This is a genomic window from Streptomyces sp. 2-1, assembly GCF_048564895.1.
GTDB classification, from domain to species: Bacteria; Actinomycetota; Actinomycetes; order Streptomycetales; family Streptomycetaceae; genus Streptomyces; species Streptomyces phaeochromogenes.
Window position 1 is genome coordinate 7784913 of the sequence record NZ_CP183383.1, and the last position, 21010, is coordinate 7805922.

At 69.9% G+C, this 21010-nt stretch carries 23 protein-coding genes and 1 riboswitch; of the genes, 20 read left to right on the forward strand and 3 right to left on the reverse strand.

What is annotated here, in order from left to right; all coding sequences use genetic code 11:
• Positions 1-13 precede the first annotated feature (13 nt).
• From lepB to ACN20J_RS34390, 9 genes are all read left to right on the forward strand, one after another.
• Positions 14-760: a signal peptidase I gene (lepB, locus tag ACN20J_RS34350; protein WP_361909840.1), complete on the forward strand. Its 747-nt coding sequence runs from the start codon at positions 14-16 to the stop codon at positions 758-760.
• Positions 761-872: 112 nt separating this feature from the next.
• Positions 873-1424 carry an NUDIX hydrolase gene (locus tag ACN20J_RS34355; RefSeq protein WP_419667500.1) on the forward strand — a complete coding sequence of 184 codons (552 nt, stop codon included), beginning with the start codon at positions 873-875 and terminating at the stop codon, positions 1422-1424.
• Positions 1425-1479: 55 nt separating this feature from the next.
• Positions 1480-1788, forward strand: coding sequence for a DUF2469 domain-containing protein (locus ACN20J_RS34360; RefSeq protein WP_055510545.1), 309 nt, complete (start codon positions 1480-1482; stop codon positions 1786-1788).
• Positions 1789-1929: 141 nt separating this feature from the next.
• Positions 1930-2301 carry a YraN family protein gene (locus tag ACN20J_RS34365; RefSeq protein WP_189843561.1) on the forward strand — a complete coding sequence of 124 codons (372 nt, stop codon included), beginning with the start codon at positions 1930-1932 and terminating at the stop codon, positions 2299-2301.
• The gene (locus tag ACN20J_RS34370) at positions 2301-3926 is read left to right on the forward strand and encodes a YifB family Mg chelatase-like AAA ATPase (protein ID WP_419667501.1); all 1626 of its coding nucleotides are present in this window, start codon (positions 2301-2303) and stop codon (positions 3924-3926) included. The genes ACN20J_RS34365 and ACN20J_RS34370 overlap by 1 nt, the downstream gene beginning before the upstream one ends.
• Positions 3923-5152 carry a DNA-processing protein DprA gene (gene dprA, locus ACN20J_RS34375; protein WP_419667502.1) on the forward strand — a complete coding sequence of 410 codons (1230 nt, stop codon included), beginning with the start codon at positions 3923-3925 and terminating at the stop codon, positions 5150-5152. The genes ACN20J_RS34370 and dprA overlap by 4 nt, the downstream gene beginning before the upstream one ends.
• 272 nt (positions 5153-5424) lie before the next feature.
• Positions 5425-6261 carry an RNA polymerase sigma factor WhiG gene (gene whiG, locus ACN20J_RS34380; RefSeq protein WP_189843558.1) on the forward strand — a complete coding sequence of 279 codons (837 nt, stop codon included), beginning with the start codon at positions 5425-5427 and terminating at the stop codon, positions 6259-6261.
• Between the two features lie 166 nt (positions 6262-6427).
• Positions 6428-6985 carry a TetR/AcrR family transcriptional regulator gene (locus tag ACN20J_RS34385; RefSeq protein ID WP_190232323.1) on the forward strand — a complete coding sequence of 186 codons (558 nt, stop codon included), beginning with the start codon at positions 6428-6430 and terminating at the stop codon, positions 6983-6985.
• A 169-nt stretch (positions 6986-7154) separates the two neighbouring features.
• Complete coding sequence (locus tag ACN20J_RS34390; RefSeq protein ID WP_419667503.1) at positions 7155-7643, forward strand: PPOX class F420-dependent oxidoreductase; 489 nt, start codon at positions 7155-7157, stop codon at positions 7641-7643.
• Here the strand turns inward: ACN20J_RS34390 and ACN20J_RS34395 are convergent.
• Complete coding sequence (locus ACN20J_RS34395; protein ID WP_419667504.1) at positions 7640-8308, reverse strand: peptidoglycan DD-metalloendopeptidase family protein; 669 nt, start codon at positions 8306-8308, stop codon at positions 7640-7642. The genes ACN20J_RS34390 and ACN20J_RS34395 overlap by 4 nt on opposite strands.
• Before the next feature lie 281 nt (positions 8309-8589).
• Between ACN20J_RS34395 and rpsB the strand changes: the two genes are divergently transcribed.
• The 5 genes from rpsB (at position 8590) to ACN20J_RS34420 (ending at position 13323) form a co-directional block, all read left to right on the forward strand.
• Complete coding sequence (gene rpsB / locus ACN20J_RS34400; RefSeq protein WP_190232306.1) at positions 8590-9549, forward strand: 30S ribosomal protein S2; 960 nt, start codon at positions 8590-8592, stop codon at positions 9547-9549.
• 151 nt (positions 9550-9700) lie between these two features.
• Positions 9701-10537, forward strand: coding sequence for a translation elongation factor Ts (tsf, locus tag ACN20J_RS34405; RefSeq protein WP_189843555.1), 837 nt, complete (start codon positions 9701-9703; stop codon positions 10535-10537).
• A 189-nt stretch (positions 10538-10726) separates the two neighbouring features.
• Positions 10727-11497, forward strand: coding sequence for a UMP kinase (gene pyrH, locus ACN20J_RS34410; RefSeq protein WP_189843554.1), 771 nt, complete (start codon positions 10727-10729; stop codon positions 11495-11497).
• 120 nt (positions 11498-11617) lie between these two features.
• Positions 11618-12175 (forward strand): ribosome recycling factor, encoded by a 558-nt coding sequence (frr, locus tag ACN20J_RS34415; RefSeq protein WP_055614581.1) that lies wholly within the window; start codon positions 11618-11620, stop codon positions 12173-12175.
• A complete protein-coding gene (locus tag ACN20J_RS34420) occupies positions 12175-13323 on the forward strand; it encodes a phosphatidate cytidylyltransferase (protein ID WP_189843553.1) in 1149 nt (382 codons plus the stop codon). Before frr ends, ACN20J_RS34420 begins: the two co-directional genes overlap by 1 nt.
• A 151-nt stretch (positions 13324-13474) precedes the next feature.
• Here ACN20J_RS34420 and ACN20J_RS34425 read toward each other — a convergent pair whose 3' ends face one another.
• Both ACN20J_RS34425 and ACN20J_RS34430 read right to left on the reverse strand, forming a co-directional pair.
• The gene (locus ACN20J_RS34425) at positions 13475-13717 is read right to left on the reverse strand and encodes a hypothetical protein (protein ID WP_419667505.1); all 243 of its coding nucleotides are present in this window, start codon (positions 13715-13717) and stop codon (positions 13475-13477) included.
• The gene (locus ACN20J_RS34430; RefSeq protein ID WP_419667506.1) at positions 13714-13875 is read right to left on the reverse strand and encodes a hypothetical protein; all 162 of its coding nucleotides are present in this window, start codon (positions 13873-13875) and stop codon (positions 13714-13716) included. Before ACN20J_RS34430 ends, ACN20J_RS34425 begins: the two co-directional genes overlap by 4 nt.
• Positions 13876-14029: 154 nt before the next feature.
• On the opposite strand from ACN20J_RS34430, the gene ACN20J_RS34435 reads away from it, so the two are divergent.
• The 6 genes from ACN20J_RS34435 (at position 14030) to ACN20J_RS34460 (ending at position 20870) form a co-directional block, all read left to right on the forward strand.
• Positions 14030-14866 carry a hypothetical protein gene (locus ACN20J_RS34435; RefSeq protein ID WP_419667507.1) on the forward strand — a complete coding sequence of 279 codons (837 nt, stop codon included), beginning with the start codon at positions 14030-14032 and terminating at the stop codon, positions 14864-14866.
• Positions 14867-14917: 51 nt separating this feature from the next.
• A complete protein-coding gene (gene rlmN, locus ACN20J_RS34440; RefSeq protein ID WP_055614577.1) occupies positions 14918-16024 on the forward strand; it encodes a 23S rRNA (adenine(2503)-C(2))-methyltransferase RlmN in 1107 nt (368 codons plus the stop codon).
• A 24-nt stretch (positions 16025-16048) separates the two neighbouring features.
• A riboswitch (TPP riboswitch) is annotated at positions 16049-16154 on the forward strand.
• A gap of 79 nt (positions 16155-16233) precedes the next feature.
• A complete protein-coding gene (locus ACN20J_RS34445; protein WP_189843550.1) occupies positions 16234-17319 on the forward strand; it encodes a thiamine ABC transporter substrate-binding protein in 1086 nt (361 codons plus the stop codon).
• Positions 17295-19022 carry an ABC transporter permease gene (locus tag ACN20J_RS34450; RefSeq protein WP_189843549.1) on the forward strand — a complete coding sequence of 576 codons (1728 nt, stop codon included), beginning with the start codon at positions 17295-17297 and terminating at the stop codon, positions 19020-19022. The genes ACN20J_RS34445 and ACN20J_RS34450 overlap by 25 nt, the downstream gene beginning before the upstream one ends.
• 2 nt (positions 19023-19024) lie before the next feature.
• Complete coding sequence (locus ACN20J_RS34455; RefSeq protein ID WP_419667508.1) at positions 19025-20068, forward strand: ABC transporter ATP-binding protein; 1044 nt, start codon at positions 19025-19027, stop codon at positions 20066-20068.
• Between the two features lie 10 nt (positions 20069-20078).
• On the forward strand, positions 20079-20870 hold the full coding sequence (locus ACN20J_RS34460; protein WP_419667509.1) for a maleylpyruvate isomerase family mycothiol-dependent enzyme: 792 nt from the start codon (positions 20079-20081) through the stop codon (positions 20868-20870).
• Positions 20871-21010: the final 140 nt, after the last annotated feature.

Here is a 21010-nt window from a genome sequence, read left to right on the forward strand (position 1 = left end):
GGGGAGCACTGGGATGAGCGGGACAAGTCGTACGGACGAGGGCCATGGGCGGCTCGGCAGCAAGCTGTCGGGATTCGCCATGGCCCTCGGCTGTGTGCTCTTCCTCGGCGGTTTCGCCTGGGGCGCGATCGTCTACCAGCCCTACACCGTGCCGACGGACTCGATGTCCCCGACCATCACGGCCGGCGACCGGGTGCTCGCCGAGCGGATCGACGGCTCCGACGTCGAGCGTGGTGACGTCGTCGTCTTCAAGCAGGCCAGCTGGGGCAACATGCCCATGGTCAAGCGCGTCGTCGCCGTGGGCGGGGACACCGTCGCCTGCTGCACGCAGAACAAGCTGACCGTCAACGGCAAGAAGATCGACGAACCGTATCTCCCCAAGGGCAGCGCGGCCGAGGCGACCACGATCCCGGCCATCAAGGTCCCCGAAGGCAGGCTCTTCCTGCTCGGCGACGAGCGCAGCGGCTCCCTCGACTCCACCGCCCACCTCACGGAGGCCGGCAGCGGCACGGTGCCGCGCAGCTCGGTGGACGCCCGCGTCGACGCCGTGGCCTGGCCCATGAACGGCATGCTGGCCCGGCCCACCAACTTCGAGACCCTCGGCGCCATCTCAGAGCCGGGGCCCCTGCGCCTGGTCCTCACAGCGATCGTGGTCGGCGCGGTACTCGTCCTTGGCGGCGGGGCGTACGGCCCGATCGCCAAGCGGGCGGAGCGTCGGCGCCGCCGCACGGGGACGAGGGAGCAGGCCCTTGCAGGCTGAGGCGCCGCAGGGAGCGGGCGAGCGGTCGGCCACGGAGTCCGGAAGCGGAGGCGAACAGCCGGTTCCCGGGCCCGGAAGCACGTGTGAGCCGTCGGCTGCCGAGTCCGTGAGCATGGGCGAGCCGTCGACCGTCGAGTCCGTAAGCGCGGGCGAGCGGCCGGTCCCGGGGCCCGACGAACTCGGGGAGCTGCGAAAGGTCGCCCGGGTGGTGCTGCTCGACCCGCAGGACCGCATCCTGCTGCTCCACGGCCACGAACCCGAGGATCCGTCGGACAACTGGTGGTTCACACCGGGCGGCGGCGTGGAGGGCGACGAGACGCGGGAAGAGGCCGCCCGGAGGGAACTCGTGGAGGAGACCGGCATCACCGAGGTCGAGCTGGGCCCGGTGCTGTGGCGGCGGACCTGTTCGTTCCCGTTCGCGGGGCGCCGCTGGGACCAGGAGGAGTGGTACTACCTGGCCCGGACGACACAGACGGCGACCGAGGCCACGGGACTGACCGAGCTGGAACGGCGCAGTGTCGCCGGAGCGCGCTGGTGGACGTGCCAGGAACTTAACCAGGCACATGAGACGGTGTATCCGACCAGACTCGCCGAGCTGCTGCGCAGGCTGCTCGACGAAGGGCCCCCGGCCGGTCCCGAGACCCTCGACACGGAAATCGTCTAGGGGCTCGCGGGGCTGGCGCACAATAGGGGGACGCACGGCTGAAGGGGAACATGCCATGAGCGCCGAGGACCTCGAGAAGTACGAGACCGAGATGGAGCTGAAGCTCTACCGGGAGTACCGCGATGTCGTCGGTCTGTTCAAATACGTGATCGAGACCGAACGGCGCTTCTACCTCACCAACGACTACGAGATGCAGGTGCACTCGGTTCAGGGTGAGGTGTTTTTCGAGGTGTCCATGGCGGATGCCTGGGTGTGGGACATGTACCGGCCCGCTCGGTTCGTGAAGCAGGTGCGCGTCCTCACATTCAAGGACGTGAACATCGAGGAGCTCAACAAGAGCGATCTCGAACTGCCGAGCAGCTGAGCGATCACGGTCGACGGCCGGTCGGAGGTGGGTACGGCCACTCGTGTGGGTGACTGAGTTGTCCACAACCGAGTGGTCGTCCACCAAGATCCAATAGCTGGCCGCGGCGGGCTCAGTGTGGGTGCCGGAGGTGGTGCCCACATGAAGACGTCCAAGGCACGCAACGCACTGGGGAAGTACGGCGAGGATCTGGCCGCACGGCGGCTGACCGAGTCGGGAATGACGGTCCTGCGGCGCAACTGGCGCTCGGGCAGGGCCGGCGAGATCGACATCGTGGCCCGGGACGGCGACGCGCTGGTCGTCTGCGAGGTCAAGACCCGCCGCACGGGATCCTTCGAGCACCCGATGGCCGCCGTCACCCCGGTCAAGGCGCAGCGGCTGCGCGGCCTCGCCGAGCGCTGGCTGCAGGAACACGGAGGAGCGCCACCCGGCGGTGTCCGCATCGACGTCGTCGGCGTCCTGCTGCCCGACCGCGGCGCCCCCGTCGTGGAGCACGTGCGGGGGGTGGCCTGATGGGATTCGCGCGTACGTGCTCGGTGGCCCTCGTCGGTGTGGAGGGCGTCGTCGTCGAGGTCCAGGCGGACCTGGAGCCCGGGGTCGCGGCGTTCACGCTGGTCGGCCTGCCCGACAAGAGCCTGACGGAGAGCAAGGACCGGGTGCGGGCGGCCGTGGTCAACTCCGGCGGCGAGTGGCCGCAGAAGAAGCTCACGGTGGGCCTCAGCCCGGCCTCGGTGCCCAAGAGCGGCAGCGGATTCGACCTGGCCATCGCTTGCGCGGCACTCGGGGCCTCCGAGCGCATCGACCCACGGGTGCTCTCCGACATCGTGATGATCGGCGAGCTCGGCCTGGACGGGCGGGTCCGGCCCGTCCGGGGTGTGCTGCCGGCCGTGCTGGCCGCGGCGGACGCGGGATACGAGCAGGTGGTGGTGCCGGAATGCGCCGCCGCCGAGGCCTCGCTGGTGCCCGGGGTGTCCGTGCTAGGCGTCCGCAGTCTCCGGCAGCTGATCGCCGTCCTCACGGACGAACCGGTGCCCGACGAGGAGCCCGACGAGCAGGGCCGCCCGGATCCGCTGCTCGCGGGCCTGCGCATGCCGGGGACGGGCGCGGCCACGGGCATGCACAGCATGGGCGCCATGCAGCACGACCACGGACACGACCTCGCCGACGTCGTGGGCCAGCACTCGGCACGGACGGCGGTGGAGGTCGCCGCGGCCGGCGGGCACCACCTGTTCCTCGAAGGTCCACCGGGGGCGGGCAAGACGATGCTCGCCGAGCGACTTCCGGCCATCCTGCCGAGGCTCACCCGTGGCGAGTCCCTGGAGGTCACAGCCGTCCACTCGGTCGCGGGCCTGCTGCCACCGGGCAAACCGCTGGTCGACGTCGCGCCCTACTGCGCACCGCACCATTCGGCGACCATGCAGGCGCTCGTCGGAGGCGGCCAGGGAATCGCACGGCCGGGCGCGGTGTCGCTCTCCCACCGGGGAGTGCTCTTCCTCGACGAGACCCCCGAGTTCAGCAGCCACGCCCTCGACGCCCTGCGCCAGCCCCTGGAATCGGGGCACGTGGTGATCGCGCGCAGCGCCGGAGTCGTGCGCTTCCCTGCCCGGTTCCTCATGGTGCTCGCGGCGAATCCATGTCCTTGTGGCCGCTTCTCGCAGCGCGACAGTTTGTGCGAGTGCCCGTCCTCCGCGATCCGCCGCTACCAGGCGAGGCTCTCCGGACCGCTGCTCGACCGGGTCGACCTGAGGGTCGAGGTGGACCGCGTCACCCGGTCCGAGCTCACGGAGAGGGGCGCGCGGGGCGAATCCACCGAGACGGTCGCCGACCGGGTACGGGCAGCCAGGGAGCGGGCCGCGGCCCGGCTTACGGACACTCCCTGGCGGACCAACAGCGAAGTGCCGGGGCGGGAGCTGCGCAGCCGTTGGTACGCCTCCCCGGGAGCCATGGACGACGCCGAGCGCAGTCTGGAGCGCGGCGTGCTCACCGCGCGCGGACTCGACCGTGTCCTGCGCGTCGCCTGGACCGTCGCGGACCTGGTGGGACACGACCGGCCCGACGTGACGGACGTGGCTCTCGCCCTGCAACTGCGCACCGGGGTCCCCCGGGGGGTGCCCATGGCGATCGGGGCGCTGCCGTGAGCGGGGACAGCAGGGGCAGGAGCGGCGGAGGGGATGGCAGGGACAGCAGAGATCGCAGGGACAGTGGGGATGGCAGGGACGGCGGGGACGACTCGCGGCTCCACCGGGCCTTCCTCGCGCGTGTCGTCGAACCGGGGGACGAGGTCTGCGGGCGGTGGCTGCGCGAGCTCGGGACTGCGGAGGTGGTCCGGCGGCTCATCGGAGACGGGCAGCAGTTGCCGGGTGTCACGGACAAGCGATGGGCGGGGCTGAGGGCCCGGGCCGAGTGGGCCGACCCGGAGCGGGACCTCGCCGTGGCACGGGACGCCGGGACACGGTTCGTCTGCCCGGGGGACGCCGAATGGCCCGCCCAGCTGGACGACCTCGGGGACGCGCGGCCCACCGGTCTGTGGGTGCGAGGGCGGCCCAGCCTGCGGATATGGGCGCTGCGCTCGGTCGCGGTCGTGGGCGCACGGGCCTGCACCGAGTACGGCGCTCACATGGCGTCAGTACTCGGTGCGGGGCTCGCCGAGCGGGGGTGGGTCGTGGTGTCCGGGGGTGCCTACGGGGTGGACGGCGCGACACACCGTGGTGCGCTCGGCGCGGGCGGGGCCACCGTCGCAGTCCTCGCCTGCGGGGTCGACCGGCCCTATCCGCGTGGGCACACACAACTGATCACGCGGATTGCCGAACAGGGACTCGTCGTGGGCGAGTTGCCACCCGGCGACCATCCGACACCGAGCAGATTCATCCTCCGCAACAGGGTCATCGCTGCGTTGACCCGCGGCACGGTGGTCGTGGAGGCGGCGTACCGGAGCGGCGCCCTGGTCACCGCGCGGGCCGCTCAGCGGTTGGGCCGGTACGCGATAGGGGTACCGGGCCCGGCCACCAGCGCGCTCTCGGCAGGGGTGCACGAACTGCTGCGCGGGGACGCGGCGCTGGTCACGGACGCCGCGGAAGTGGCGGAGCTGGTCGGCGACATGGGCGAGCTGGCGCCGGACCGGCGTGGGCCGGTGCTGCCGCGCGACCTCCTGGACCCCGCCGCCGCCCGAGTGCTGGCCGCCCTGCCGGCCCACGGGACCGCATCGCCCCAGGACACCGCCAGGGGCGCCGGCACGACGGCGGACGACGCGGTCGCGAGACTGTACGAACTCCGCTCACTTGGGTTCGTCGAACGACACGGCGACGGCTGGAAGTTGACACGCCAGGCCACTATCTCCGTCGACACGGACCGGGGGCGATGCTGACCGAGAGTGTTCGGCCGTCCGGGCGACACCCCGAAACCCTTGGCAGTTCCCGTAGTTGGCGCTCCACGGCGATTACGCACGGCGACGATCGTGCCCCTGAGGGGCGCCCAGCGGAACGTATCTGCGCACGGTGGATCCCTCGCCCTTCGCACACTGCGACGCTCCAGTCACGCTACGCTCACGAGGATTCCGACTCAGACAGGCAACTCGACATCAGACCGACAGCTCACTCAGGCACCCCCAGTTCACGGCAGAACGGCACAAGGCGACGAATGCCCCAGCACACCTCCGGGTCTGACCGGGCGGCTGTTCCCCCCGCTGCCCGCGGCGGCGTGCGGCCGCCCGCCCCCTCGACGCTCGACGAGCTGTGGAGGTCGTACAAGACCACGGGCGACGAGCGACTGCGCGAGCAGCTGATCCTGCACTACTCGCCGCTGGTGAAGTACGTCGCGGGCCGGGTGAGCGTGGGCCTGCCGCCCAATGTGGAGCAGGCGGACTTCGTCTCGTCGGGAGTGTTCGGGCTGATCGACGCCATCGAGAAGTTCGACATCGAGCGGGAGATCAAGTTCGAGACGTACGCGATCACGCGGATCCGGGGCGCGATGATCGACGAGCTGAGGGCGCTGGACTGGATCCCGCGGTCCGTGCGGCAGAAGGCACGCAACGTCGAGCGGGCCTACGCGACGCTGGAGGCCCGGCTGCGGCGTACGCCGTCGGAGTGCGAGGTGGCCGGCGAGATGGGCATCGCGGTCGACGAACTGCATGCGGTGTTCAGCCAGTTGTCGCTGGCGAACGTGGTGGCCCTGGAGGAGCTGCTGCATGTCGGCGGTGAGGGCGGCGACCGGCTGAGCCTGATGGACACCCTTGAGGACACCGCGGCCGACAACCCCGTGGAGGTCGCCGAGGACCGGGAACTGCGGCGCTTCCTGGCACGTGCCATCAACACGCTGCCCGAGCGGGAGAAGACCGTCGTCACGCTCTACTACTACGAGGGGCTCACGCTCGCCGAGATCGGCAACGTCCTCGGTGTGACGGAGAGCCGGGTCAGCCAGATCCACACCAAGTCCGTCCTCCAGCTGCGCGCCAAGCTGGCGAGCTTCGGCCGCTGACCTCGTTTCCTCGGACGCTGCAGACGGATGCCGTCGGCCGTAACGCCTCTGAAGTGGGACTTCTTTCGGCCGGGGAGCCAAGGATCAAGCCCTGACGGGCGAGAGTCTCCCCTCTTGGGCGGGGCATCCGTAAAGTGGGAGCGTGCCAAGGATTCGAGCGGCCTCCGTGGCCGAGCACCGGTCGATGCAGCGAGCCGCCCTGCTGGACGCGGCACGGTCACTGCTGTCCGAGGGCGGGACGGAGGCGCTGACGTTCCCGGCACTCGCCGAGCGGACGGGTCTCGCGCGGTCCTCCGTGTACGAGTACTTCCGGTCGCGGGCGGCCGTCGTCGAAGAGCTCTGCGAGGTCGACTTCCCGGTATGGGCGGCCGAGGTCGAGGCGGCGATGGCGCTGGCCGGGACGCCCGAGGGCAAGGTCGAGGCATACGTCCGCCAGCAGCTGGGTCTCGTCGGCGACCGGCGTCACCGGGCCGTCGTGGCGATCTCCGCGAGCGAGCTCGACGCAGGTGCGCGTGAGAAGATCCGCGCGGCTCACGGGGGACTCGTCGCGATGATCGTCGAGGCGCTCCGGGACATCGGGCACGAGCAGCCCCGGATGGCCGCGATGCTCCTCCAGGGGATCGTGGACGCGGCCGTGCGCCGGATCGAGATCGGTGCGGCCGAGGATCCCGTTGTGATCACCGACGCCGCGGTGGCGATGGCCCTGCGGGGCGTTCAGGGCTGAGTCCCTCCGGCGTCTACCGGCTGGAGTCGCGTCAGTGTCCGCCGGTCCGCGTGTCTCTCAGGTGTGTCGGTCGGTGTCGATTCGGTGGGATGCCGTTCGTATGGGACTGGAGGAGCCCTTCTCTCTGGGAGGGCGGCGCCCCTTTCGAGACCTACGCCCGGAGGTTGTCATGTCGTTCACCGACGAAGAGATCGCCTACATGCGGTCGCAGCCGCTCGCCCGCGTCGCGACGCTGTCTCCCGACGGCCGGCAGCCCGATGTGGTCCCGCTCGCCTTCGAGTACGACGGCACGCACTTCTGGGTCGGCGGCAGCGGCCCGTCGGTCGCCGGGACCCGCAAGTTCCGCAACATCCGGGCCGGCCACCACGAGGTGGCCCTCGTCATCGACGACCTGGTGTCCCTCGATCCGTTCATCGCGCGAGGCGTCCGGGTCTACGGCACCGCCGAAGAGCCTGTCGAGCGTGTGGGGATGGTCGGCCCGGGGCTCTATACGCGCATCACGCCGACCGTCTCCTGGAGCTGGAACATGGCGGGCCGTCCGGTGGGCGCGGAGTGGTACCCGTCGCGGCGGTCGGTCCATGAGGTGCCGCCGAGTGGTCAGCCGAACCCGAACCCGAACCCGAACCCGAACCCGGACCTGAGCCAGGGCCAGGGCTAGGGCACGGCTCGCACCTCGGGCTCGGGCACTCCGATGACCGGCAGCAGCCGGGACGGTCCCCGGCCGAGCAGCCACGGCGGGAGCAGGGACAGGGGATCCAGGTAGGCGTCGGCCCGGCGCAGTCCCCAGTGCAGGCAGGACGCCGGGCAGTGGGAGCCCGTCGGTTCCAGTACGCCGATCACCTCGCCCGCCGCCACCTCCGTGCCCTTCTTCGCCGTCGCCCGCACCGGCTCGTAGGTCGTGCGCAGGGGTGGGTCGCCCGTGCCGTTCAGTTCCACCGAGACGACTCCGCGGCCCGCGACCCGGCCCGCGAAGGAGATGCGGCCGGGGGCCACGGCACGGACCGGGGCGCCGGGGGCGGCGGTGAGGTCGACCCCGCGATGGCCCCGGCCGTAGGTGGTGGCCGGGGGTTCCCAGCCGCGTATCACCGACGGACGCAGGCCCACCGGCCAGGCGCGGCCGACCGCGGGCACCGGTGTGTCGGCGGGCGGAGACGGAGGCGAACTGCCGCCGGAACCGCCGCCAAGGCCGCCAAGGCCTCCGCCAGGGCCACCGCCCGGATCCCCGTCGAGAGCGGTCGCCGCGGGGAGCGCGGCGACCACCGCGGCCACCATCAGAGCCAGCAGCAGCGCCGGCCACGTACGCATCGATCGGTCTTCTCGCATGCGAGAACGGTCCCGTGCGCGACGGAAAAAAGTGGATCATGGCCAGGATCTGTGGAGTACCGGCCGGTTGTGGACAGCGGCGTCACCCGGCACCTCGCGGGTCCCGTACACTTCTTGTGGCGATCCGGGTCACCGGGTCGACTTCGCACGCCCCGACACCAGGCCCTCAAACAGCCGGTGTCAGCGCCTCTCGGTCCCTAGCGGCAAGGCGCATCGCGGGCGTCAGGCGCGAGTGCCGTCCGGCACGCGCGGCACAACCGAGAAACTCAAGGAGAACGGCCATGGCCGTCGTCACGATGCGGGAGCTGCTGGAAAGCGGCGTCCACTTCGGTCACCAGACCCGTCGTTGGAACCCGAAGATGAAGCGATTCATCTTCACGGAGCGCAACGGCATCTACATCATCGACCTGCTCCAGTCGCTGTCGTACATCGACCGCGCCTACGAGTTCGTCAAGGAGACCGTCGCCCACGGCGGCACGGTCATGTTCGTCGGTACGAAGAAGCAGGCGCAGGAGGCCATCGCCGAGCAGGCGACCCGCGTCGGCATGCCCTACGTCAACCAGCGCTGGCTGGGCGGCATGCTCACCAACTTCTCCACCGTCTACAAGCGTCTGCAGCGCCTCAAGGAGCTTGAGCAGATCGACTTCGAGGACGTCGCCGCGTCCGGTCTCACCAAGAAGGAGCTTCTCGTGCTCTCGCGCGAGAAGGCCAAGCTGGAGAAGACCCTCGGTGGTATCCGCGAGATGTCCAAGGTTCCCAGCGCCGTCTGGATCGTGGACACCAAGAAGGAGCACATCGCGGTCGGCGAGGCCCGGAAGCTCAACATCCCGGTCGTCGCGATCCTCGACACGAACTGCGACCCCGACGAGGTCGACTACAAGATCCCGGGCAACGACGACGCGATCCGTTCCGTCACCCTGCTCACCCGCGTGATCGCCGACGCGGTCGCCGAGGGCCTCATCTCCCGTTCCGGTGCCGGCAAGGCCGCCGAGGGTGACAAGGCCGCGGGCGAGCCGCTCGCCGCCTGGGAGCGCGACCTGCTCGAGGGTGGCGAGAAGAAGGCCGACGAGACCACCGCCGAGGCTCCCGCCGAGGCGCCTGCTGCTGAGGCCCCTGCCGCCGAGGAGGCCCCCGCGGCCGCCGAGGCCGAGGCGCCGGCCGCTGCCGAGGCTCCCGTCGCCGAGGTCCCCGCCGCTGCCGAGGCCGAGGCTGAGAAGCCGGCCGAGGCCGAGCAGGCCTGACGAACCAGCGTCACGGTTGAGTGACGGCGGGCGGTGCCGAAGGCGCCGCCCGCCGTTCACCCCCAGCCCGTAGATCTTCGGTGGACGCCCGCCCGATCAGCGGCGGACGCCGACTTCGAGACTTCGAACTCCGAGAAGAGATTCACAGATCATGGCGAACTACACCGCCGCTGACGTCAAGAAGCTCCGTGAGCTCACCGGCGCCGGCATGATGGACTGCAAGAAGGCGCTCGACGAGGCCGACGGCAACGTCGACAAGGCCGTCGAGGCGCTGCGCATCAAGGGCCAGAAGGGCGTCGCCAAGCGCGAGGGCCGCTCCGCCGAGAACGGCGCCGTGGTCTCCATCATCGCCGACGACAACACCTCCGGCGTCCTGGTCGAGCTGAAGTGCGAGACGGACTTCGTCGCCAAGGGCGAGAAGTTCCAGGCCGTCGCCAACACGATCGCCGAGCACGTCACCAAGACCTCCCCGGCCGACCTCGAGGCGCTGCTCGCGTCCGAGATCGAGGCCGGCAAGACGGTCCAGGCGTACGTCGACGAGGCCAACGCCAACCTGGGCGAGAAGATCGTCCTGGACCGCTTCGCGCAGTTCTCCGGCGCCTACGTCGGCTCGTACATGCACCGCACCATGCCCGACCTGCCCCCGCAGATCGGTGTTCTGGTCGAGCTGGACAAGCCGGACGCCGACCTCGCCAAGGGCATCGCGCAGCACATCGCCGCCTTCGCGCCGAAGTACCTCTCCCGTGAGGACGTTCCGGCCGACGTCGTCGAGTCCGAGCGTCGCGTCGCCGAGGAGACCACCCGCGCCGAGGGCAAGCCCGAGGCCGCCCTCCCGAAGATCGTCGAGGGTCGGGTCAACGGCTTCTTCAAGGAAGCCACCCTTCTCGGTCAGCCGTACGCGCTCGACCAGAAGAAGTCCGTCCAGAAGATCCTTGACGAGGCCGGTGTCACCCTGAAGCGTTTCGTACGCATCAAGGTCGGCATCTGAGTCCGTACCGCGATCGACGCGCGACCCCGATAGGGTCGACAGCAGTCATCCGCGTACGCCGTCACGCGCGTGCGTGACGGTCGACAGCAGATCTGACGAGGAGGCCATTGCCGCGCATGGGTTGCCACCAACACCCCACCGGCAATGGCCTTCTTTGTATGTGCGACACGTAGAAGAGGCGAGATCTCCATGACCACCACCAAGGTCGACAAGGACGAAAAGAGCGACACCGGCAAGGGCGCCGGCCGCTTCCTGCTGAAGCTTTCCGGCGAGGCTTTCGCCGGTGGCGGGGCACTCGGCGTCGACCCCGACGTGGTGCACAAAATGGCCCGGGAGATCGCCGCGGTGGTCCGCGGCGGTGCCCAGATCGCCGTCGTCATCGGCGGCGGCAACTTCTTCCGCGGCGCCGAGCTCCAGCAGCGCGGCATGGACCGGGCCCGCTCCGACTACATGGGCATGCTCGGCACCGTCATGAACTGCCTGGCCCTCCAGGACTTCCTGGAGAAGGAGGGCATCGACTCGCGCGTGCAGACCGCCATCACCATGGGGCAGGTCGCCGAGCCGTACATCCCGCTGCGGGCCGTGCGGCACCTGGAGAAGGGCCGTGTGGTCATCTTCGGCGCGGGCATGGGCATGCCGTACTTCTCCACCGACACCACCGCCGCCCAGCGCGCCCTGGAGATCGACGCCGAGGCCCTGCTGATGGGCAAGAACGGTGTGGACGGGGTCTACGACTCCGACCCGAAGACCAACCCCGAAGCGGTCAAGTTCGACTCGCTCAGCTACGGCGAGGTCATCACCCGCGACCTCAAGGTCGCCGACATGACCGCGATCACCCTGTGCCGCGACAACAAGCTCCCGATCCTCGTCTTCGAGCTTCTTGCCGAGGGCAATATCGCGCGGGCGGTCAAGGGTGAGAAGATCGGCACGCTTGTGGGTGACCAGGGCAGTCGGGCCTGACCGGGGGATGGACAATGTCCTGCCGGTCGGGAACCGTGCAGGAATAAGACGCGACGCAGCCGGCCGCCTACCCGCCAAGGAACCGCAGCCGGGCCTACTCAAGACACGCAGGAGCAAGTGGTGATCGAAGAGACCCTCCTCGAGGCCGAGGAGAAGATGGAGAAGGCCGTCGTGGTCGCCAAGGAGGACTTCGCCGCGATCCGCACCGGCCGTGCGCACCCGGCGATGTTCAACAAGATCGTGGCGGACTACTACGGCGCGCTGACGCCGATCAACCAACTGGCCTCGTTCTCGGTGCCCGAGCCGCGCATGGCCGTGGTGACCCCGTTCGACAAGAGCGCGCTGCGCAACATCGAGCAGGCGATCCGTGACTCCGACCTCGGCGTCAACCCGAGCAACGACGGCAATATCATCCGGGTGGTGTTCCCCGAGCTGACGGAGGAGCGCCGCAAGGACTACATCAAGGTCGCCCGCACCAAGGCCGAGGACTCCAAGATCTCGATCCGCTCCGTGCGCCGCAAGGCCAAGGACGGCATCGACAAGATGATCAAGGACGGCGAGGTCGGCGAGGACGAGGGCCGCCGTGCGGAGAAGGAGCTCGACGACACCACCGCGAAGTACGTCGCCCAGGTGGACGAGCTGCTCAAGCACAAGGAAGCAGAGCTGCTCGAGGTCTGATGAACGACTCTTCCTGGGGGGCGCCGCCAGAAGCCGGGTACTGGGGGCCGTCCGACCAGGGGCCTGTCCAGGGGGCTGCCCCGGCGGGTCCCGCCTACGATGCGCACAACGCGCAGCAGACTCGCCCCATGCCCATCGTGCCCGACGTACCCGCGCATGGCGGAGACCAGGATGACGACCGGGGGGCTGCTCGGACGGGCGGCCCCCTGTTCCGCGACGAGACGCCTCGGACGCCGCCGCACCAGGATCCGTCCTCGCAGGTGCCGTCCCACCAGTCGCAGAATCCGCAGGAGCCCATGTCCAGCGCCGCACAGCCCGCACCCGCGCCGCAGAAGAAGAGCGCGGGCCGCGACCTGGGCGCTGCCATAGGGGTCGGGGTCGGGCTCGGTGCGGTCATCGTCGCGTCGCTGTTCGTCGTCAAGGCCGCCTTCGTCGGAGTGATAACGGTCGCCGTCGTGGTCGGCCTGTGGGAGCTCACGTCACGGCTCGCGGAGCAGAAGGGCATCAGGGCGCCGCTCGTGCCGCTGGCGGTCGGCGGTGCCGCGATGGTGATCGCCGGATACGTCCGGGGCGCCGAGGGTGCCTGGGTGGCGATGGCGCTCACCGCGCTCGCGGTCCTGGTCTGGCGGATGACGGAACCGCCCGAGGGCTACCTCAAGGACGTCACCGCGGGAGTCTTCGCCGCCTTCTACATCCCGTTCCTCGCCACGTTCGTGGCGATGATGCTCACCGCGGACGACGGTGCGCGGCGGGTGCTGACGTTCCTGCTGCTGGCCGTGGTCAGCGACACGGGCGCGTACGCCGTCGGCTGGCGCTTCGGCAAGCACAAGCTCGCCCCGCGCATCAGCCCCGGCAAGACCCGCGAGGGCCTGCTGGGTGCGCTCGCCTTCGCCATGGTGGCGGGTGCGCTGTGCATGCAGTTCCTCATCGACGACGGCACCTGGTGGCAGGGCCTGATCATCGGCCTCGCGGTCGCGGCCAGCGCCACGCTCGGCGACCTCGGCGAGTCGATGATCAAGCGTGACCTGGGCATCAAGGACATGGGCACATTGCTGCCGGGGCACGGCGGCATCATGGACCGCCTGGACTCGCTCCTGCCTACGGCTCCTGTGGTGTGGCTGTTGCTCGTGTTGTTCGTCGGTAGCTGATACCGAGGCTCAGGGCCTGCGGTCTGCGGTTTTGCGGTACGAGGGGCTCGTCGTCCAACTGGACGGCGAGCCCCTCCCGTATGTCTGCCGGATGTCCGGGCCACTCCAACGCTCGAACGGCAGAGGCGCGGTCTGTGCGTCTGTGCCGCCGTCAGTCCGTGCCGTAGTCGTGCGGTCGGCCCTCCTGCCAGTCCACCCACTGCGGATCGTCCAGGAGCTCCCACGCGTCCGGCAGGCCCGCGCGGCGCAGGAACTCGATCAGGTCGGCGTCGCTGTGCGCGAGGCCGGCGCCCCGGGCGCGGATCGACACCCGGCGGCCGCCGGTGCCCGCCGCGCGATGCACGACGATGGGCGCGGTGCTCTCGCCTTCGGGTGGCGACTGTTCGCGGTTCACAGTGCACCGCGGGCGGTGTCTGTATCGGTGTCGGGCGTGGGCGTGGGCGTGGCGGAGGTGGAGGCAGCGGCGCTGGTGTCGTCGGTGCGGCGCAGTCGCCGGACCAGCCGATCGCGGTCGCTGCGCCGAGGATCCGGATGAGACACGTATTCGTACACAAGTTCGAGTGTAGGTCCAGGTGTGGCCTATAGGACAGTGCTCCGCGTCCTGCGGCACCGGACTTGGGTCGTCGGTGGCCAAAGTCCACGTGCCCGCCCGAGGTCGTGGCCTGCGGGATCGGTAGGTTTGTCGCACCGCTTAAGGAGATGTGTGATGCCGGACCGCCGTAGAGCTCTGTATGTGACCGATCTCGCCTATCAGGCGCGGGGGCGGCGTTACTGCGACGAGGACATCTTCCTGACCTCCCGACTGCGCGACGACTTCGACGTCGCCCTGTGCCACCCGCTGGACGCCGCCGCGCTGATGGACGCCTTCGATGTCGTCGTGGTCCGCAACAGCGGGCCCGTGCTGCACTACCAGAAGGAGTACGACGCCTTCCGGGAGCAGGCCGTGGCCCGTGACATCCGGGTCTACAACCCGCTGACCGGCCGAGGCGACATGGCCGGCAAGCAGTACCTGCTGGACCTGACCGCAACCGGATACCCGGTCATCCCCACCGTCGACCGGCCCGAGGACCTGCATCTGCTGCCCGAGACCGGCCAGTACGCGGTCAAGCCGAAGGTGGGCGCGGACTCCATAGGCCTGTCCTTCGTGCCCCGGGAGGAGCTCGGCGGCCTCGCGTACGGCGACATCCTGGTCCAGCCGCGCATCGACTTCCGCTACGAAGTGTCCTTCTACTACGTCGACGACACCTTCCAGTACGCCCTCCACGCCCCCGATCCCGAGCGGCGCTGGGTCCTCGATCCCTACGAGCCCACCGACGCCGACCTGGCCTTCGCCCGGCGCTTCATCGACTGGAACACCCTCGACCACGGCATCCAGCGCGTGGACGCCTGCCGCACGCAGGAAGGCGCGCTGCTCCTCGTCGAGCTGGAGGACCTCAACCCGTACCTCTCCCTGGAACTGGTCTCCGACGGGACCCGTGACTCCTTCGTGGCGAGCATGACGGCATCGGTCCACCGGCTCCTGGATGCCCAGCCCCGCGGCTGAGACGGCCGGGGGCACAAGTCACACGAATCGATCTGCGACACTGGTACAGCCATGCCTAAGCCCGGAGAACTCACTTTCGTTGCCCCCCGCGGAGCCAAGAAGCCGCCGCGGCACCTTGCCGATCTCACGCCTGCCGAGCGTAAAGAGGCGGTTGCCGCGGTCGGTGAGAAGCCGTTTCGTGCCAAGCAGCTGTCGCAGCACTACTTCGCGCGGTACGCGCACGACCCGGAGCAGTGGACCGACATCCCCGCCGGATCGCGCGCCAAGCTGCAGGAAGCGCTGCTTCCTGAGCTGATGACGGTCGTGCGGCATCTCTCCACGGATGAGAACACCACCCGCAAGACCCTCTGGCGGCTCTTCGACGGCACGCTCGTCGAGTCCGTGCTGATGCGCTACCCGGACCGGGTCACCATGTGCATCAGCTCGCAGGCGGGCTGCGGGATGAACTGCCCGTTCTGTGCGACCGGGCAGGCCGGTCTCGACCGGAACCTGTCCAGCGCCGAGATCGTGCACCAGATCGTGGACGGGATGCGGGCGCTGCGGGACGGCGAGATTCCCGGTGGGCCGGCTCGGCTCAGCAACATCGTCTTCATGGGCATGGGCGAGCCGCTGGCCAACTACAAGCGGGTCGTCCAGTCCATCCGGGCCCTCACCGACCCCGAGCCGGACGGGCTCGGGCTGTCGCAGCGGGGGATCACCGTCTCCACGGTCGGCCTCGTCCCCGCCATCAACCGGTTCGCCGACGAGGGCTTCAAGTGCCGCCTCGCCATCTCCCTGCACGCACCGGACGACGAGCTGCGTGACACGCTCGTGCCCGTGAACACGCGGTGGAAGGTTCGGGAAGTGCTGGACGCCGGCTGGGAGTACGCGGCGAAGTCGGGGCGCCGGCTCTCCATCGAGTACGCGCTCATCCGGGACATCAACGACCAGGCGTGGCGTGGTGACCGGCTCGGGCGGCTGCTCAAGGGCAAGCCCGTGCACGTGAACCTGATTCCGCTGAACCCGACACCCGGCTCGAAGTGGACCGCCTCGCGGCCCGAGGACGAGAAGGCGTTCGTCGAGGCGATCGCCGCCCATGGTGTGCCCGTCACCGTCCGGGACACCCGTGGCCAGGAGATCGACGGGGCCTGCGGGCAGCTCGCGGCGACCGAGCGGTAGTCTGGCGGACGTACGTACATCTTCATATTCCGACAGGGGAGCGCCACAGCGCTGAGAGTGCGGGACAGCCCGCAGACCCTCTGAACCTTGCCCAGGTCATTCTGGGTAGGAAGTTCGGTCACTACTCAAGCTGTTGCGCCCTGCCCGGGAACCGATCGAGGTCCCGGGCAGGGCCGCGTCTCTTCCTGGTCAGCCCCAGGAGGAATCCAGTGAGCACCACCAGGAAGTTCACGGCCGTGGTCGCGGTCACCGGGCTCGGCCTCGCCGCGCTCGCCGCGTGCGGTTCGTCCGACTCCGGCGACGAGGGCTCCGGGTCCAAGACCGTCACCCTCGTCAGCCATGACTCCTTCGCCTACACCAAGGCCGTACTGAAGGACTTCGAGAAGGAGTCCGGCTACAAGGTCAAGGTCCTCAAGGACGGCGACGCAGGTACGGCCGTCAACAAGGCCATCCTCACCAAGGACAACCCGCAGGGAGACGTCTTCTTCGGTGTCGACAACACGCTGCTGTCGCGGGCGCTCGACAACGGGCTGTTCCAGTCCTACGAGGCCAAGGGATCGAGCCTGATCCTGCCGCAGTACCGGGTCGACCAGGACAAGCACCGCGTCACGCCCATCGACTCCGGTGACATCTGCGTCAACTACGACAAGGCGTACTTCAGCAAGCACAAGCTGGCCCCGCCGACGTCCTTCGACGACCTGATCAAGCCCGAGTACAAGAACCTGCTGGTCACCGAGAACGCCTCGACGTCCTCGCCCGGCCTCGGATTCCTGCTCGGGACGGCCGCGAAGTACGGCGACGCCGGCTGGCAGGACTACTGGAAGAAGCTCAAGGCCAACGGCGTGAAGGTCGTCGACGGCTGGGAGCAGGCCTACAACGTGGAGTTCTCCGGGTCCGCCGGCGGCAAGAAGGCCAAGGGCGACCGGCCGCTCGTCGTCTCGTACGCCTCGTCGCCGCCCGCCGAGGTCATCTACGCCGACCCGAAGCCGAAGACCGCGCCGACCGGGGTCGCGGACGGCACCTGCTTCCGCCAGGTCGAGTACGCGGGCCTGCTGAGCAATGCGAAGAACAGCAAGGGCGGCAAGGCGCTCATCGACTTTCTGATCTCCAAGCCGTTCCAGGACGACATGCCGCTCAACATGTTCGTCTACCCGGTCCGTGAGGCCGCCCAGGTGCCGCCGGAGTTCACGAAGTTCGGCCCGGCCGTCGAGAACCCCGAGACCCTCGACCCCGCCAAGATCGCCGACAACCGTGACGAGTGGGTCAAGTCATGGACCTCGCTCGTACTGAAGTAGAGCCCCGCGCCGGGGCGGAGCCGCCCGCGCGCCGGAGTCCGAGCTCCCGTCCACGCCCCCGCACGCGCCCGCGTACGGGGAGCGTGGCGCGGCTCGCTCTCATGGCCGTGCCCGTCGCGTTCTTCGGGCTCTTCTTCGCCTACCCGGTCGCGGCGATCACGGCCCGCGGGCTGAAGATCGACGGGGTCTGGCGGTTCGGGCGGATCGGCGACGTGCTCGCGCAGTCCGACATCCGGCACGTTCTGTGGTTCACGACCTGGCAGGCGCTCGCCTCGACCGCGCTCACGCTGCTGATCGCGCTCCCCGGCGCGTATGTGTTCGCGCGCTTCGATTTCAGGGGCAAGCAGGTCCTGCGGGCAGTCGTCACCGTGCCGTTCGTACTGCCGACCGTGGTCGTCGGCACGGCCTTCCTGGCGCTCCTCGGCCGCGGCGGGCTCCTGGACGAGCTGTGGGGCGTACGGCTCGACACGACCGTGTGGGCGATCCTGCTCGCGCACGTCTTCTTCAACTACGCGGTCGTCGTCCGCACGGTCGGCGGCCTCTGGTCGCAGCTCGATCCGCGGCAGGAGGAGGCCGCGCGGGTGCTCGGCGCCTCACGGTTCGCAGCCTGGCGCAGGGTGACGCTTCCGGCGCTCGGCCCGGCGGTCGCCGCCGCCGCGCTCATGGTTTTCCTCTTCACCTTCACCTCGTTCGGTGTGGTGCAGATCCTCGGCGGCCCCACCTTCTCGACGCTCGAAGTCGAGATCTACCGGCAGACCTCGGAGATCTTCGACCTCTCGACGGCCGCCGTCCTCACCCTCGTCCAGTTCGTGGCGGTCGGCGCGATCCTCGCCGTCCACGCGTGGACGGTACGGCGGCGGGAGACGGCTCTTCGCCTGGTCGACGCCTCCGTGACGGCACGACGGCCGCGAGGCGCCGGGCAGTGGGCGCTGCTCGCCGGAGTCCTCGCCACCATCGCCGTCCTGCTGGTGCTGCCGCTGGCCGTGCTGGTCGAGCGGTCCCTCGACGCCCCCGGATTCGGTTACTACAAGGCGCTGACCAGCGACGAGGGCGGTATCTTCCTGGTCCCGCCGATCGAGGCCATCGGCAACTCGCTGCAGTACGCCCTTGCCGCCACCGCCATCGCCCTGCTGATCGGCGGACTCGCGGCTGCCGCCCTCACCCGCCGGGACGCCGGCCGTCTCGTTCGCGGCTTCGACGCCCTGCTGATGCTGCCGCTCGGTGTCTCCGCCGTGACCGTAGGGTTCGGCTTCCTCATCGCGCTCGACAAGCCTCCGCTGGACCTCCGGAGCACCTGGATCCTCGTACCGCTGGCGCAGGCGCTGGTGGGCGTCCCCTTCGTCGTACGGACCATGCTGCCCGTGCTGCGGGCGGTGGACGGACGTCTGCGCGAGGCGGCGGCGGTGCTCGGGGCCTCGCCGTGGCGGGTGTGGCGCGAGGTCGATCTGCCGATGGTGCGGCGGGCGCTGCTGATCGCGGCCGGGTTCGCCTTCGCCGTGTCGCTGGGCGAGTTCGGCGCGACCGTCTTCATCGCGCGGCCCGACAACCCGACGCTGCCGGTCGCCGTGGCGCGGCTGCTCGGGCGGGCCGGGGAGCTCAACTACGGGCAGGCCATGGCACTTTCGACGATCTTGATGGTGGTGTGCGCGGTGGCGCTGCTCGTTCTCGAACGCCTTCGCACCGACCGGACCGGGGAGTTCTGACCATGCGCGACGCAAAGCTCGAACTCGTCGGCGCGACCGTACGGTTCGGTGGGCGGGCCGTGCTCGACTCCGTCGGGCTCGAGGTCGCCGAGCACGAGATCGTGAGCGTGCTCGGGCCCAGCGGCAGCGGCAAGTCGACCCTGCTGCGGGCCGTCGCGGGGCTCCAACCACTGGACGAGGGACGGGTGTTCCTGGACGGCCGCGACCTCCACGGCGTGCCCGCGCACAAGCGGGGCGTCGGCCTGATGTTCCAGGACCACCAGCTGTTCCCGCAGCGCGACGTGGGCGGCAACGTGGCCTTCGGGCTGCGGATGCACGGCGAGTCGAAGGTCCAACAGGCAGCACGTGTAGGGGAGTTGTTGGATCTCGTGGGGCTGCCCGGCGCCCGTGGGCGGGCCGTCGCCTCCCTCTCCGGTGGTGAGCAGCAGCGCGTCGCACTCGCCCGGGCCCTCGCGCCCCGCCCCCGGCTGCTCATGCTCGACGAACCCCTCGGTCAGCTGGACCGCTCGCTGCGTGAGCGGCTGGTGGTCGAACTCCGCGAACTGTTCGGCGAGTTGGGCACGACCGTGCTCGCGGTCACCCACGACCAGGGGGAGGCGTTCGCGCTCGCCGACCGGGTCGTCGTGATGCGGGACGGCCGGATCGCCCAGTCCGGTACGCCACTTGAGGTCTGGCAGCGCCCGGCCGACGCGTTCGTGGCCCGCTTCCTCGGCTTCGAGAACGTGACCGCGGCGACCGTCAGCGGGGAGGCCGCGAACACGCCCTGGGGCAAGCTGCCGGTGCCCTCGGACGCCCGGCAGGGCGAGGTCGACCTGCTCGTCAGGCCCGCGGGCGTACGCCTCGCACCGGCGGCCGAGGGGCTGCGCTGCACGGTGGCCGCGCGGACGTTCCGGGGCACGCATGTCGCCGTACGCCTGCAGCCCGAGGGCGCGCCGTGGCTGGAGGCGGCGTGTGCGCTGCGGGACGCGCCGGATACGGGGGACGAGGTCGGGGTGGCGTTCGACGCGGCGGAAATTGTCGTACTCGGGGGACCCCGCCGGCCCTAGGGTGCGGCTCATGACGCTACTCGGGCATGACCGCTACTGCGGCGAAATCGTCGGGCAGACCGCGCTGTTGAGGTCGCACCTCGCCGGAGCCGATCTCGGTGCGACCGTACCGACCTGTCCCGACTGGACGCTGCGGCAGCTTGCCGTGCATGTGGGTGAGGCGCATCGCTGGGCCGAGCACATCGTGCGGACGCGGGCGACGAAGAACGTGCCGGTCGAGGACGTGGCCGACGTCGGAGGGCCCGAGAGCGACGAACCCGCCGCCCTGGACGCCTGGCTTGCGGAGGGCGCCGAGCAGGCCGCCGAGACCTTTCGCGCCGCCGGGGCCGACACCGCCGCCTGGTCCTGGGCCTGGGAGCACACGGCCGGGTTCTGGGCGCGGCGCATGACCCACGAGACGGTGGTTCATCGGGCCGACGCGGCGATCGCCGCGGGCGTGACGTACGAGGTGGCGCCCGAGTTCGCCGCCGACGCGATCGACGAGTGGCTGCAGATTGTGCGGTTCGCGCAGGAGAAGTATCCGAGCGATGCCGCGCGGGAGCTGCGTGGGGTGGGGCGCAGTATCCATCTCCATGCCACCGACGCCGAGCCCGGGCTGGAGGCCGAGTGGCTCATCGAGTTCGAGGACGAGGGGATCGGCTGGCGGCGGGGGCATGAGAAGGCGACCGTTGCGTTGCGGGGGCCGCTTACCGAGGTGATGCTCGCCTTTTATCGGCGGATGGCGCCGGATGGTGGGGAGTTGGAGGTGCTGGGGGAGCGGGAGTTGCTGGACTTCTGGTTGGAGCGGGCGACGTTCGGCTAGCCGCCGGTTGGTTGATGAGTCTGCGGGTCGGTCTGGGTGCCCGCGCAGTTCCTCGCGCCCCTGAAAAGCGTTGGTCGAGGCTCGTTTGCCAGGTGCGGGTCGGTCGTGGGTGCCCGCGCAGTTCCCCGCGCCCCTAAAAG